Source organism: Sphingobacterium siyangense, assembly GCF_023277505.1.
GTDB classification, from domain to species: Bacteria; Bacteroidota; Bacteroidia; order Sphingobacteriales; family Sphingobacteriaceae; genus Sphingobacterium; species Sphingobacterium siyangense.
The window spans coordinates 2,046,020-2,060,511 of the sequence record NZ_CP080574.1; the positions used below are offsets into that span (position 1 = coordinate 2,046,020).

The 14,492-nt window shown below is 38.3% G+C and carries 13 protein-coding genes; 6 read left to right on the top strand and 7 right to left on the bottom strand.

Annotation, left to right across the window (positions count from 1 at the left end):
• The first annotated feature begins 45 nt into the window (after nt 1-45).
• On the top strand, nt 46-2,778 hold the full coding sequence (locus tag K2F45_RS08255; RefSeq protein WP_248933296.1) for a carboxypeptidase regulatory-like domain-containing protein: 2,733 nt from the start codon (nt 46-48) through the stop codon (nt 2,776-2,778).
• A 255-nt stretch (nt 2,779-3,033) separates the two neighbouring features.
• On the opposite strand, the gene K2F45_RS08260 is transcribed toward K2F45_RS08255, so the two are convergent.
• Nucleotides 3,034-3,615: a thymidine kinase gene (locus K2F45_RS08260; RefSeq protein ID WP_075991734.1), complete on the bottom strand. Its 582-nt coding sequence runs from the start codon at nt 3,613-3,615 to the stop codon at nt 3,034-3,036.
• A 234-nt stretch (nt 3,616-3,849) separates the two neighbouring features.
• Between K2F45_RS08260 and K2F45_RS08265 the strand changes: the two genes are divergently transcribed.
• A complete protein-coding gene (locus K2F45_RS08265) occupies nt 3,850-4,896 on the top strand; it encodes a hypothetical protein (RefSeq protein ID WP_248933297.1) in 1,047 nt (348 codons plus the stop codon).
• A gap of 68 nt (nt 4,897-4,964) precedes the next feature.
• Here K2F45_RS08265 and K2F45_RS08270 read toward each other — a convergent pair whose 3' ends face one another.
• Nucleotides 4,965-5,591 (bottom strand): substrate-binding domain-containing protein, encoded by a 627-nt coding sequence (locus K2F45_RS08270; protein WP_075991736.1) that lies wholly within the window; start codon nt 5,589-5,591, stop codon nt 4,965-4,967.
• Between the two features lie 184 nt (nt 5,592-5,775).
• Between K2F45_RS08270 and K2F45_RS08275 the strand changes: the two genes are divergently transcribed.
• The gene (locus tag K2F45_RS08275; RefSeq protein WP_075991737.1) at nt 5,776-6,090 is read left to right on the top strand and encodes a YbaB/EbfC family nucleoid-associated protein; all 315 of its coding nucleotides are present in this window, start codon (nt 5,776-5,778) and stop codon (nt 6,088-6,090) included.
• 10 nt (nt 6,091-6,100) lie between these two features.
• Nucleotides 6,101-6,784, top strand: coding sequence for a metal-dependent hydrolase (locus K2F45_RS08280; protein WP_075991738.1), 684 nt, complete (start codon nt 6,101-6,103; stop codon nt 6,782-6,784).
• A gap of 80 nt (nt 6,785-6,864) precedes the next feature.
• On the opposite strand, the gene K2F45_RS08285 is transcribed toward K2F45_RS08280, so the two are convergent.
• The 3 genes from K2F45_RS08285 to K2F45_RS08295 form a co-directional block, all read right to left on the bottom strand.
• A complete protein-coding gene (locus K2F45_RS08285; RefSeq protein ID WP_248933298.1) occupies nt 6,865-7,683 on the bottom strand; it encodes a UDP-2,3-diacylglucosamine diphosphatase in 819 nt (272 codons plus the stop codon).
• Between the two features lie 424 nt (nt 7,684-8,107).
• Nucleotides 8,108-8,971, bottom strand: a complete 864-nt coding sequence (locus tag K2F45_RS08290) for an N-acetylglucosamine kinase (RefSeq protein WP_046671899.1) — start codon at nt 8,969-8,971, stop codon at nt 8,108-8,110.
• Between the two features lie 241 nt (nt 8,972-9,212).
• The gene (locus tag K2F45_RS08295) at nt 9,213-10,940 is read right to left on the bottom strand and encodes an MFS transporter (protein WP_075991739.1); all 1,728 of its coding nucleotides are present in this window, start codon (nt 10,938-10,940) and stop codon (nt 9,213-9,215) included.
• A gap of 303 nt (nt 10,941-11,243) precedes the next feature.
• On the opposite strand from K2F45_RS08295, the gene rho reads away from it, so the two are divergent.
• Together rho and pssA are read left to right on the top strand one after the other, a co-directional pair.
• Complete coding sequence (gene rho / locus K2F45_RS08300; RefSeq protein WP_075994695.1) at nt 11,244-12,743, top strand: transcription termination factor Rho; 1,500 nt, start codon at nt 11,244-11,246, stop codon at nt 12,741-12,743.
• A 74-nt stretch (nt 12,744-12,817) separates the two neighbouring features.
• A complete protein-coding gene (pssA, locus tag K2F45_RS08305; protein ID WP_248933299.1) occupies nt 12,818-13,504 on the top strand; it encodes a CDP-diacylglycerol--serine O-phosphatidyltransferase in 687 nt (228 codons plus the stop codon).
• Here the strand turns inward: pssA and K2F45_RS08310 are convergent.
• Together K2F45_RS08310 and folK are read right to left on the bottom strand one after the other, a co-directional pair.
• Nucleotides 13,501-13,845 carry an Hpt domain-containing protein gene (locus tag K2F45_RS08310; protein ID WP_075991741.1) on the bottom strand — a complete coding sequence of 115 codons (345 nt, stop codon included), beginning with the start codon at nt 13,843-13,845 and terminating at the stop codon, nt 13,501-13,503. The two genes, pssA and K2F45_RS08310, sit on opposite strands and share 4 nt — an antisense overlap.
• Nucleotides 13,826-14,329, bottom strand: a complete 504-nt coding sequence (folK, locus tag K2F45_RS08315; RefSeq protein WP_248933300.1) for a 2-amino-4-hydroxy-6-hydroxymethyldihydropteridine diphosphokinase — start codon at nt 14,327-14,329, stop codon at nt 13,826-13,828. Before folK ends, K2F45_RS08310 begins: the two co-directional genes overlap by 20 nt.
• Between the last annotated feature and the right edge of the window lie 163 nt (nt 14,330-14,492).

Sequence of the window (14,492 nt, forward strand, 5' to 3'; positions counted from 1 at the left end):
GACACAATTTAGGATACATTGAATAATTAAATCACTAATAATTAGATGCTTAAGTTAAATACTGTAAAACTGTTGACTTTATCGATAGGACTGTTAGGAATGGGGAAGGCTTATGCCCAGACGACACCTACGTTGCCTATTAATACGATCGTAGAACGAGTTCAGAAATATTTTCAGGTCTACCCAGTTGAAAAGGTACATTTACATTTCGATAAACCATATTATGCGGTGGGGGATACCCTCTGGTTTTCGACCTATTTATCCCGCAATTTGGCCGAATATGAGCCGAGTAAAATAGCTTATGTGGAAGTACTGAACAGTCGTGATTCCCTGATTCAGACACTAAAAATTCCATTGGATAAAGGGGTAGGAAATGGGCAGATTGTACTTGATCCTCAATTTATGTCGCAGGACAATTATCGATTTAGGGCTTACACAAAATGGATGGCCAACTTTGATAATGCCTACTTCTTTAATAAAGTGGTGCCAATCGGTGATGTTATCAATAAGAAATTGATTACAAACATTGAATTTCAAAATAACATTGGTGGCAATAAAACCCAAGCTGTCATACAGTTCCGCGATCGTACGGGAAAACCGATGATCAATTCAAAAATCAATTGGGAGTTTGTCTCGGGATGGGAAACGTTCGACAAGGGTAAAGGTGAGACGGATGGTCTAGGGAAAGTAACGATAAATTTGTCTGCAAAGGAAAAAGCAAATTTGGAGAAAGGACAACTGAAGATTAGCATTCAGGAGAATAAAAATGAAAAACCTTTGTCTAGTTCTTTCTTGCTCAAAAATGCCTTATGGGATGCAGACGTGCAATTCTTTCCTGAAGGGGGAGATATTATCGCCGGATTGGCAAAAAAAGTGGCATTTAAAGCCCTCGGATCCGATGGGAAAGGGCTAAAGGTAAAAGGAAGTATTTTAGATTCAAAGGGCAAGTCTGTAGCGGAGTTTGCGGACTTCGGAACTGGAATGGGCTATTTTTCTCTTCTGCCGCTCGCGGGAGAAAATTATCAAGCTGTTGTGAAGTTTGAGAATGGACAGGAACGCAAATACAAATTGCCGGCTGTTGTCAATGACAAGGCAAATGTTGTTTTTGTAAAACAGGATGCTACGAATGCTGAGTTTGCCGTGGTAACCAGTGAAGAGAATTTTTCAAAAAACCAAGGGCAATCCTATTATGTTTTGGTTCAGTCGAATGGACATCTCTGTTTTGGCGCGCAGGTGAATTTGAAATCTTCATCCGCATTGGTCAATATTCCGAAAGAGCGTTTACCAAATGGTATTGTCCAGGTTACCTTATTGAGTCCTGACGGAAAGCCTATCAGTGAACGCTTGGCATTTGTTCAAAGCGAAAAGCTTTTAAATATTCAGGTTACCAGCGATAAGCAAAGTTATAAGGCTAAAGACTTGGTCAATCTTAAACTTGCTGTAGACAACAATGGGCAGAAGTTCCCGGGAAGCTATTCAGTAGCTGTAATAGACGAATCCAAAGTTCCCTATAATGATCAGGCAGATCTATCGATTGTGAGCAACTTTTTGTTGACTTCGGACCTCAAAGGAAATGTAGAGAACCCAAATTCATATTTTGATGAAAAAAATCCCAATCGGGATAAAGCTTTGGATGCTTTATTAATGACGCAGGGATTTCGCCGATTTGACTACCCGACGCTCATAGCGGAGAAGTTGCCGCAGATCAGTTTTCTTCCTGAACAGGGAATCGAATTGTCCGGTATCCTGCGGATGAATACGGGACGTCCTTATCCAAACGGTGGATTACTTTTGACGATACCTTCCCGCAACATTAAGAAGGATGTGTATACAGATCAAAATGGACGTTTCGCCTTTAAGGATCTTGTGTTCCCGGATTCGTCCAAAGTAACGGTTAATGCCCGATCGAATGACAATTACCGAAGCTTGGTTATCAATATGGACCAGAGCTTTTACCCCGAGATCGATAAGAATAATGGCTATAAGAGTTATTTTGTACCTAATATAGACCAGGCTTTTGCTCCTTATTTGGCGAATAGCCGAAAAGAGTATCGAAAATCGATTCTCTTGGATGAGGTCGAAGTGACGGCTGTAGTGAAGAAAGTAATCACCAATAAAGATTTCCCTTCTATTTCGGGACTGTCCATGCCGGAACACCGTATTGAACCCGAACGTTTGACCGGTTGTAACGTGTTGACTATGTGTCTTCAAACGGTATTGACGGGCATTACCTATGATCCACAGACATTGAAATATTATGTTTCTCGTGATTATAATGCGGGTGGGCGTACACCTGTTCAATTCTTTCTGAACGGTATGGCTATTGATGAGCCCGGATTGAATAGCATCAATGTCGCCGATATCGAAGGTATCGAAATCTTCTTACGTGATGAATTGGGTACAGTCTCCAGAATGTATCAAAATAATGGTGTTGTGTCAATCTATACGAAGAAAGTGGAAGCGAAGAAACCACGGATGTCATTGAGTGAGATTGAAAGCTTATTGCCTAAATCAAATGTAATCGATATGTATCCATTGGGGTATATTAAAGAGCGGAAGTTCTATGTTCCGAAATATGATACGCCGGAAAGAAAGGCTGCAAACGATTTGAGAACGACCATTTACTGGAATCCTAAAGTCTCGATCACAGAGACCGGGGAGGCGGCTATTCAGTTTTATAATGCCGACGGAAATGGAAATTACAAGGTAATCGTCGAGGGAATGGATCAAACAGGGAATATTGGCCGTAAGGTAATAAACTACGGTGTTCAGCCTTAAACCTTGTATATAGGAGTTGATCAAAAAAAGAACGCTGTTCTCAGTCAAAGAGAGCAGCGTTCTTTTTTTATTAAAAAAACACCTCCTTGATGGGCAAGGAGGTGCTAACTAACCAATTATAAACCTAAATTATGAAAAGTATTTTGTCGCTATTAATAGCGCTAATCTTCTTATTTATAAAGTATATTTCAAATCTTATGCCAAATAGTTTTTATAGCACTTTTGGCAGATTTTTAGTTGACTTTTTTGATCAGGCTATTTATTCAAATGGAAATAACAGGGTCTACAACGTGGTTCATAAGCGTCTTTTTCACCTAAAAGTACGGTTTCCGTATCCTTGGTCAGGCGATAGGAATAATTCGCTGGAGCGCCACATTGCATGCAAACCGCATGTACTTTCGTAACGTGTTCGGCTACTGCCATTAGATTGGGAATTGGGCCAAATGGTTGCCCTTGAAAATCCATATCGAGCCCGGCAACAATTACCCGGATACCACTATTTGCCAATTTGACACACACCTCTGTCAAACCGTCATCAAAAAATTGTGCCTCATCGATTCCGACAACTTGGGTAGATGAACTCAAAAGTAGGATCGCTGAAGAATGATCAACGGGTGTTGACGGGATGCTATTACTATCGTGAGAAACGACCAACTTTTCATCGTATCGTTTGTCAACAGATGGTTTAAAGATTTCGACATTCAAACGTGCATATTGTGCTCGTTTGAGCCTGCGAATCAATTCTTCTGTCTTGCCTGAGAACATCGAGCCACAGACAATTTCAATGCTACCATATTGAGCGGGGCGCAAAGCCAAATTATGTTCGGAAAAAAGCATTTGATTAATTTAATTTTGTCGGAAGGTCTGCAAATAAGGTGATTTTTGTAAAATGACCTCCCATTATATTCTGTTTTTGACACTGCTAATATCAGAATTAAATATTAAATTTGGGTAGCAAAAAAGTGAACGTAAATCCAAATATTTCTAAATCAAAGGATTGAGTTTTCCACTTTTCGGTCGGTTGAAGGTATAAGTATTATAAATGATTAATTGGTGATTTCAAATAGAACTATGGGTACTAAAGAGGAAATTTTTAATAAGATAGGCGATTTATTACAGGATTTAAATGGACAGTATTTAAGCTTGTCAGAGCAGGGGAGTTTGTCCGAAATTAACGAATTAGTAACACTGGAAGCGAAAGCACAGGCTGTAGCGGCTTACATAACTTTACTCAAGACCAAGGCTGTTCTTCAGGAAGGTCAATCGCAGCATGCTTTAAGTAATGCAGCCTTGGACAGTAAGAAGATTGCTTTCAACGATTATTTTACCCCACCTTCTACCATTAGAACATCAGCGCAGCAAGTTGTTGCTGAACAGCCCCAAAAAGAGGTTCAAGAAGCTCAACCAGTTGAAGATTTCAGCCGTGAAAATGAAGAAGCGATCGTGGAGGAAAAAGAGACCCCATTTGTCTTTGAAAGTGAACCTGTAAAATCGAAAGAGCCAGAAACTCCATTTGTTTCTGAAAGTGAACCTTTACAATCGGAGGAGCCTAGTCCTGCAATTGCTGAACCTGTCGGTCCGCCAGTTGTTGCAACTCCGCCGGTTTTTGAAGCTGCTCCAGTGGAGGAATTAGCTTATCAGGCAGAAAAGGAAGTTAAAGCGCAAGTTGAAGAACCTACTGTCTTCGTTACAGAAGTAATCGAAGAACCAAAAGAGGTCGTTATTGAACAGCCGCAAGAAGTTCTTATTCAGGAGGAAATCAATACGGTCATTGAGGAAGCTCCAGCGAGACCATTGACCTTAAATGAAATTATCTCTCAACAGAAACAAGCTGGTGTACAGAATCGTGTTTATCAGGTGAATCAATCTGGACAGAGCGATAAACTCACGGATATTAAAGCAGGGATAAGTTTAAATGATAAGCTCTTATTTATTAAGGATTTGTTTAATGGGTATAGTTTAGCATATAGTGAGGCTGTCGAATTGTTGAATAGGTTTACAAGCTACGCGGAAGCGGATGCATTTTTGCAGACAAATTATGCTATTAAAAATAAATGGGCAGATAAGCCGCATACCGTTGAAAAATTATACAATGTCCTGCGCAGAAGATATAACTAAAATTATAAAACATAAAAAACAGCTCTCGTTCTACCGGAGCTGTTTTTTTATGCCAATATTTTGGTTCTTTAGCTTAGTTGAAATTGTAGCCAATCGTTCCCTTCATGACCATAAACGAAATACTTTGGTTGAAGAATTTCGGCTAAGGATTCGAGTTCGCTCAAATAATTGTATCCGGGAATTTGTGCAAATTGTTCACTGGTCATAATAAAGACCTGATCAAGCTCGATAGCTTTGGATGAAGCGATAGCTGCCGTATTCAACAATTGTGGAATTTGGATAAATGTCTGTTCCCCATTGCCGATGACGATGATTTTATCGGCATCATGTTCTGTCGTAACTGGAATACCACCTGCAATTTTTATGGCTTCCTGCAGATAGGCAGAACGGTTTATTTCAAGGGGCTGTATTTGGTCCAGCACCAGTACTTTGGGCCTGTCAGTGGCCGAAATAAACTTAAGCTTGTGGATTAGAATACTTGTTTCGTCTTCAATTTTTTCAACCAGTTCAACTGTTTTATCGATGGCATCGAGATCAGTCCCGATACGTTTGATATAGGAGATCATATCATCGATGTCGACAAGTTGAGGGCGATCTGAAATCAATGTGTCGTAGGTTTCAGCTGGAATAGCTGCCGGATTTAGGTCCAACTGGTCCAAAATATGGGCGACTAGTTTTTCTTGATTGCTTTGCATGGTGCAAAAATACAAAACCTTCATGACTTCGAAGACACCAAGCGCAATGAAAGCGAACTGAAGGTTCTTTCTGGTCAATAAGACCAGTCACTTTCAGAAAAAAAGGAGGCATTGGCGAAAGTAAATTAGCAATAGTAGGTATGCGCAGATTTTTGTAAATTGGCCTGAAATAAATGATATAAATATGTTTGACAAATTATTTCAAGCCCAGCAAAAGGCGGAGGAAATCAAGAAAAGATTGGATTCAATTTCTGTGTCTGGTGAAGTGGAAGGTGGTTTAATCCGTGTGGTAGCGACAGCAAACAAAGAGATAAAAGAGGTTACCATCGATCCTGTATTTTTATCAAACGCAGATAAGGAAGAATTGGAGGAGTTGCTTGTGGTTGCTCTGAATAAGGCAATTGCTCAAGCTGAGAATATCAGCCAGGCTGAAATGCAGGCAGCAAGCAAGGATATGTTGGGTGGACTAGGAGGACTAAGCGGATTATTTAATCAATAGCGATATTATCATGAAAGCAACTTATTACGGACAATCATGTGTGGAGTTTGATTTTGACGGAACGAAGGTTCTTTTAGATCCATTTGTTACGTATAATCCACTTGCAAAAGAAATCGATGTAAATACAATTAAACCGGATTATATCTTTTTAAGTCATGGACATCAGGACCATGTGGCAGATATGGCGACGATTCAAAAAAACAGCGGTGCCACTGTTTTAGCGATTGTTGAAACGGCAGGCTGGGTGAGAAGACAGGGAGTACCTGATGATAAAGTTATCGAGTTTAACTTGGGCGGAACGGTTCAACTACCTTTTGGTTCGGTAAAGATGGTATATGCCGCACATACCAATAGTACACCTGATGGTCAATACGGTGGGTTTCCTGTAGGTTTTGTCTTTAATGTAAAAGGCAAGCGAATTTATTTTGCTGGAGATACGGCATTAACCATGGAAATGAAATTGCTGGCAGACATGAAGCTGGATTGGGCATTTTTGCCTATTGGTGGGCATTATACAATGGATGTGGATGATGCAATTAAAGCCGCTGAATTTGTGAATTGTGCTCGGGTAGTTGGGATTCATTACGATTCATTTCCGCCAATAACGATCGATAAACAACAAGCTTTGGATAAATTCCAAAATGAGGATATTTCATTGTCATTGCCGGAAATCGGTTCAACATTTGAGTTATAAACAATACAACAAAAAGCCGAGCTAGCTCGGCTTTTTGTTGTATTGTTTTCTTGATTTTATGCAGATCTGCGTTGTGTTCATTAAGATATGACAATCTTTTTAAGATCTTCCAGGCTGAAAAGAGGGATATCGATGATTTTATTCTTCAGGATTTGTTCTTTGTTTTCTTCAAAATAGAACAGCTTCCATTCCCCATTTTTATATTCTAAACTACTGAGATTTTCAATCCAGTCCCCTGAGTTCATATAGGTGCAGGTTCCTTTTCGCGTTATAACTTCTTTGATTTGAGGTTGATGGATGTGTCCACAGATAACGAAGTCGTAATTTTTTTCAATCGCTAGTTCAGTAGCTGTATGTTCAAAATCCGATATATACGTGACGGCCTTTTTAACCGAGTTTTTGATCTTTTTAGAAAGAGAATATTTCTCCTTACCCATTTTATCTAGGCAGTAATTAATGATATTATTGAGCTGTATAAGTTTGTCATAGCCCCATCCACCCAGCTTGGCCAACCATTTAGAATGATGAATGGATGCGTCGAAAACGTCCCCATGAAAGATCCAAACTTTTTGATTATTGAGTGAGAGAAGGAGTTTATTGCTCAGCTTGATATTACCTAATTTTAGATCGGTAAATTTTCGCAGCATTTCATCGTGATTGCCCGTGATGTAATGCACCTCTGTGCCCGAAGAGCTCATGTCAATGATTTTTTTGATGACTTTGAGATGTTCCTGTGGGAAATAACTTTTTTTAAATTGCCAAATGTCTACGATGTCTCCATTGAGTATCAGTATTTTGGGAGATACGGATTCTAGGTAAAGTAAAAGCTCTTTAGCTCTACTACCGTAGGTACCTAGGTGTAAATCTGAGATTACAAGTATATCAAGGCTTCTTTTCATTTGCAATAAATTTGTTTATTCATCTATGTCTACAAAGATGTCTCAACCTTTGTTGATTTTGTTGTTTGCCCCGCTGTTGAGGACTATAGTTCACCTTTGACGGATTTGCCTGAAATGAATCGATCATGAGCGGTCTATTTTACCGTTTTTTGTATTATTGCATGCCACGATTTTTCATTCAATAAATCTGTTATCTTCTTTTACAAAAAAAGGATACTTTTATTTTGTACCGATGAAATTCCTGTTATTAAATCATTAAAATGTCTTGTAAAACGGTATGAATTAGTTTATTGGAAATTAATATTAGCGGGGGATTTTCATGGAGGAGAAGACCATAAAGTCAAGAGAGTGGGGGAAGAGCAACAAAAAAAGGTATCCAATTTTATTGAATACCTTTCATTATGTTAAAGATTATTTTTCTTTTTTATTTGGCAGTTGCTGCCGCTCTATCGATGTGGAATTGTACTAAATCGTCGATAGGAGAACGTAAGATCTTGCCTACTTTCATTCCATATTGCTCAGCTTTTTCAGCCAAAACATTTCTGAAATTATAACCTACCGAACCGATACAGTTGAAAGTATAGCTTTGATAATTAGGGTATTTGCTAACAAGATTTCTGAAAAATGCTTCAAAAGCTTCATCAACGATATTACGTGTATATTCGATATTTACGTTGTTGTCATAAACAAATTTGCTAAAGCTAGCACAAAAACGATTTGGCATAGGTTTGGTATAAACCGCGTCCATAATTTCGTCTTTTGTCATTTTATACGTGTTATAGAATACTTCTTTAACATCTTTAGGCATCAAATTACGAACATAGTCTGCCAATAATTTTTTACCAATATAACTACCAGAACCTTCATCACCTAAAATGTAAGCACCTGAGTCGATGTTTAATGTGATTTCTTTGCCGTCATAGAGACAAGAGTTTGTTCCTGTTCCTAAGATTGCAGCAAACCCGGCTTGAGTTCCTAATAATGCTCTTGCTGCTGCAAGAAGATCGTGTCCTACTTCAACTTCAGCTGTAGTAAATACTTGTTTTAAGGCATCAACTACAATTTGTGCTTTTTCCTTGTTATGAACACCTGCACCATAATAGTTTACTTCTGAGATTTTTTCAAAAGGTAAATCTTGCGGTAGTCCTTTTTTTAGGGAGTTTACAATGTATTCACTATCAACAAAATAAGGGTTATATCCTTCTGTGTTGAAGTAGATTTTTTTATTCGAATCGTCTAACAAACACCAGTTTGTTTTTGTTGATCCCCCGTCAGCAATGATTATCATTATTGAGTAGTTTTAATTGTGTTTATCGTTATAAAATGAGTAATCAATTCATTAATCAATTCCCCGAAAATACATTTTTTAATTTTAAATATCATAATTTATCCACGTATTTTTCAAAAAATAAATTTTTGTACTTTGGTGACTATATAAAAAAACTGGCTTAACGATATTGTTAAGCCAGTTTTTGAGCTGTGTAATAAAATTGTTTAAATAGTGTACTATTTACAATTAGTGAGGGGTATTAATGGCCCCCTTCAGCCTCTATTTCGTCAATATTGATTCCTTGTTTTGTTAATATTCCCTTAACAAATATCGCAAAGAAAACAACATAACAAAATCCGATTAACGGTAGAATATACGAGTTATGGATGCCGATAATATCCGCTAATTTTCCTTGAATCGGAGGAAGAACTCCACCACCAAGAATCATCATGACAAGAAATGCCGAACCTTGAGCGGTATATTTACCTAAACCTACAATCGATAAACTGAAAATCGAGGACCACATAATTGAACATGCAAGACCGCCTGATAAGAAAGCGTAGATTGCGATAGTACCCGATGAGAATAGGCCAATTAACATCGCTATGATTCCAAATAATCCGAAAATAATCAATGTACGAGCAGGTTTTTCTTTACTTAGATAGAATGCTACAATTTGAAGAAGAATACATACTACGTAATAATAGAGATGTGACATTTCAAATCCTGCAAGCGTATTTACTCCGATGATAATGGAGAATGCAATCAGAGGAACGATAATTAATAATCCATTTTTAGCCGATTTACTCAAGTTAAAGGCTGTAATTGCACCGGCCCAACGACCAATCATCATACTCCCCCAATACATAGATACATAAGGTGTAATTTGCGATGATTGCAAATGACCAAATTCCTTCAATGTCAATAATTCCCCGAGGTTACTACCGATAGCAACTTCGATACCGACATAGATAAATAGGGCGAGCATACCCAAAGCCAATTGTGGATATTTCATCGCACCCCAGCCTTCTGGATTTTTTTGTGCACTCTTATTGGAGAACAATAAACCGCCGATCACAACGACCAATGCTCCGGCCAACCATAGCATACGTTGCATTTCGAGTGGTTTGGCAACTTCTTTAATGTGCAATTTGAGTTGGTCAATCTGAACCTGATCTGTTAAACTTGAAACCTGCTTATGTAACTGCTCTACCTGCAAGGCTAAATCGCTCTTATAGCTTAGAAAAACCGGTGTGAACATACCAAAAAGTAGTACGGTCATAATGATCAATGTACGTAAAGCTTTATTAGCCTTTTCCATTGGTTCATCACTAATGCCGGCAGGGACTTTTTTACTGAAATTAAATAATGCTGCAGCAAGTAGGAACAATAGACCAACACCTATGTAAAGATAAACCACCTTGTTTAGAGGAAGGTTGGCGATCTCGGAGTCAGAAATAGGCTCAAAAGTTCCGAATAAGGAAAATCCGATAACAAGAGGTCCTATTGTTGTACCAAATGAGTTGATACCACCACCTAGGTTAACACGGGAAGCACCTGTTTTTGGATCGCCCAATAAAACGGCAAATGGATTTGCTGCAGTCTGTTGTAATGAAAAACCAAGGGCTACAACGAATAGTCCCAACAACATACCAACATACAAGTTTACTTCGACAGCAACAATCATGGCTGCTGCACCCAAGGCCGAGAAAAGTAAACCGTAAACGATACTCTTTTTATATCCCCATTTTCCAACCAGGTCCTTTCCTCCGATTGAACTGAAGATAAATAGTAACAATGCACCAATATAATAGGCTGTATAAAAAGCAAAGTCTATTAACTGGGATTGAAACTGGTCTAAATGAAAGTAATTTTTGCAGAACGGTATAAAAACACTGTTCCCTGCCGCAATGAACCCCCAAAAGAAAAACACAATAATCAATGTGTAGAGTGCGGGGTAATTGGTTTTAGTTTGTTGCTGTTCCATATAAGGGATCTAAAAACTTAAATTTTGAAAGGTACGAACTTATGAAAAAAAATATAAAATTCAATCTAAAAATGTTGTTAAATCGTTTTACTAGCTACAATAGTAAATATTTTTTTTGAAATATTTTGAAATAACAAAATTTGTTTTTTTCTTTGTCTAGGTTCTCAATATTTAATCCACTTCGGGTTTAAAAGAAATCATTAAGTTCTTCATCACATTTAATCATGGAAACTTGTTTAAGTGTGTAATCAGAATTCAGAAAAAAGCTCAAAAAAAAATCCAAAAATCATACACAACACATTAATGGATATTAACGAATTAAACGCTAAACTCGTATCGGAATTGCGCGAGATTGCTAAGTTGATCGGTATCGCAGATGCTGATAAATTGCGTAAACAAGAATTAATCGAAAGAATTAGCAATACTGGTGGGGAAGAGGAAGCAGCTCCAGCGCCAGCTGAAAAAGCAGCTAAAGTAGAGGAAGATAACCAGGAACATGCTGAACGTACACGTAAACGTGTGCGGACCGTAAAGACTGCGGAACCTGTCACGGTAAGAAAACGTGAAGTTTCTGAGCAAGACGAAACCCCGGTTGCAACCGAAGACGCACCATCAGCAGATAAAGGTCCCCAACCTGAAAAAGCAACACAAACTCCTAAAGCAGAAAACACTTCTTCAAGTACAGATTTCGATAATGTGATCGTTAATGAGGGTGTATTGGAGATTATGCCTGATGGTTACGGCTTCTTACGTTCATCAGATTACAACTATTTGACTTCTCCTGATGATATTTATGTATCACAATCTCAGATCAAATTATTTGGTTTGAAAACTGGTGATACGGTACGTGGTAGTATTCGTCCTCCTAAAGAGGGTGAAAAATACTTTCCTTTGGTAAGGGTTGAAGCTATCAATGGGCAAAATCCTGCTGAGGTACGGGATCGTGTGCCATTTGATTATTTGACACCATTATTCCCTGATGAGCGTTTAAATTTGGATATGGGTGTTGGAAACTATTCGACACGTATCATGGATTTATTCACGCCAATAGGTAAAGGTCAACGTGGGTTAATCGTTGCTCAACCGAAAACGGGTAAAACAAACTTGTTGAAAGAGGTTGCAAATGCTATTGCAAAGAATCACCCAGAAGTTTATTTGATTATCTTATTAATTGATGAGCGTCCTGAGGAGGTTACTGATATGGCGAGAAGTGTGCGCGCTGAAGTTGTTTCTTCAACATTTGATGAGCCGGCTGACCGCCACGTGAAAATCGCTAATATCGTGCTTGAGAAAGCGAAACGTATGGTAGAGTGTGGACATGATGTCGTTATTTTGTTAGACTCAATCACAAGATTGGCTCGTGCATATAACACAGTTGCGCCTGCGTCAGGTAAAATTTTGTCAGGTGGTGTGGACGCTAACGCTTTACATAAGCCAAAACGTTTCTTTGGTGCTGCCCGGAATATCGAAAACGGTGGTTCATTGACAATTTTAGCAACAGCATTAACAGATACAGGTTCTAAAATGGATGAAGTTATCTTTGAAGAATTCAAAGGTACAGGTAATATGGAATTACAGTTGGATCGTAAGTTGGCGAACAAACGTATCTTCCCTGCGATCGATATCACAGCTTCCAGTACACGTCGCGATGATCTATTGACTGACAAAGAAACATTACAACGTATTTGGGTACTTCGTAATCACTTATCTGATATGAATTCTACAGAGGCCATGGAATTTTTACAAGGTCAATTGCGTGGAACTAAATCAAATGAAGAATTTTTGATCAGTATGAATGGGTAATCCCATCAAATTTTGATATTTTAGCCATCATTTTTAATCGAATGATGGCTTTTTTTATAAAATAGATCCTGTAAATGAAAAAACATATCCCAAATCTACTGACTTGCCTAAATTTATTTAGTGGCTGTATCGCTGTATTGATGGCATTGCAAGGCAATATTCAAGTGGTTACTATTTGTGTTTTTGCGTCCGGGATATTCGATTTTTTTGACGGAATGGTGGCGCGGCTTCTTCATGTTAAATCACCAATCGGAAAAGAGCTTGATTCGTTGGCCGATATGGTCAGTTTCGGGTTTTTACCTGGGACAATCATGTTTACCCTATTGACAAAGGTATTTCCTGATGGCTCTCTGTTGCCTTATCTAGGGTTTATCATTACTGTTTTCTCGGCCTTACGTTTAGCAAAGTTCAACCTGGATGAGCGTCAAACTTCTGATTTCATTGGCTTGAATACGCCAATGAATACATTTTATGTACTTTCACTGCCTTATATTGCAGACAAGTACCCGCAATTGGTTTTAAATCCGATTGTATTAATCGTTAGTATTCTTCTAACCAGTTATCTATTGGTGAGTGAAATTAGGTTGTTTTCGATGAAATTTAGTTCGATGGACTGGAAAACGAATAAGTTTCGCTTTATATTTTTGATCATGACGTTGATCTTGTTTGTTGTTGGTCAATTTATGGCTTTACCGATTATTTTAGTTTTATATTTCCTATTATCGGCATTGCATTTCAATAAAAAAAACGATCTGGTTTAGATCGTTTTTTCATATTGTTCCAATTCAAACAGGAGCTCTTTCATTTCGATATCTATAATATCGAAGGTGGCCTGAAGGCCCTCGAGAGACTCTTCATATTTTGCATTGGTCTCTAATTCCTCAAATTTTTCTTTTAAGTGAAAGGCACCGATATAGTCCATTGTCGGTTTGATATGATGGGCTGTATCACCAATCTTTTGAAGATCACCTTCAGCTACCGCTTGTCGGAGCTTGTCGAGATCCACAGGTGTTTGGATAAGATACATGGATACAAATTGTTTGATTAATTCGTGGTTGTCAAACATGTTTTGGCGGATCAGTTCAATGTCGATATGGTTCATCGTCGCTAATTTTCTTTACGGGTAAGTCGTCTTTGCATTTATCCATTAAATATACGTTATTTTTTTTGTAAACGGGATGGATATAGCCCGGAGCTATTTCTACCAATGGTTCGAGTGTGAACCTCCGTTCGGCGATATAAGGGTGTGGAATCTGCAGTGCGGGCAAGTCGATGATTTCCTGATTAAAGTAGAGTATATCGATGTCAATTACTCTTTCACCCCATTTTTTTATACGGATACGTCCTAATTCCTGTTCGATATGTTGTGTTAGATTTAAACATGCCAAAGGCTGTAACTCGGACGCTACTAAAACGACCTGATTCAAAAAGGCTGGTTGGTCCTCGACTCCCCAGGCCGCTGTTTCATAAATCGAAGAAACTTCAATAATTTCTCCAACGCGTGTTTCAAGTTGTTTTCTCGCTAGATCAAGCTGTTGAAAACGGTCTCCGAGGTTAGTGCCCAAAAGTATATAAATCTTATTCATAATGCTAAATTAAGCTTTTGGGGAACTTAGTTGTTTGAATTTCGGCTATTTCTTTGGATTTAGGGTATTGATGATCTTTGGATAGGTAGATTTCTTTCAGGCTAGGCTCCTTAATTTCGCGAATAAAATGTGGTGTAGATGAAATAAAAGACTGGGTGAATAA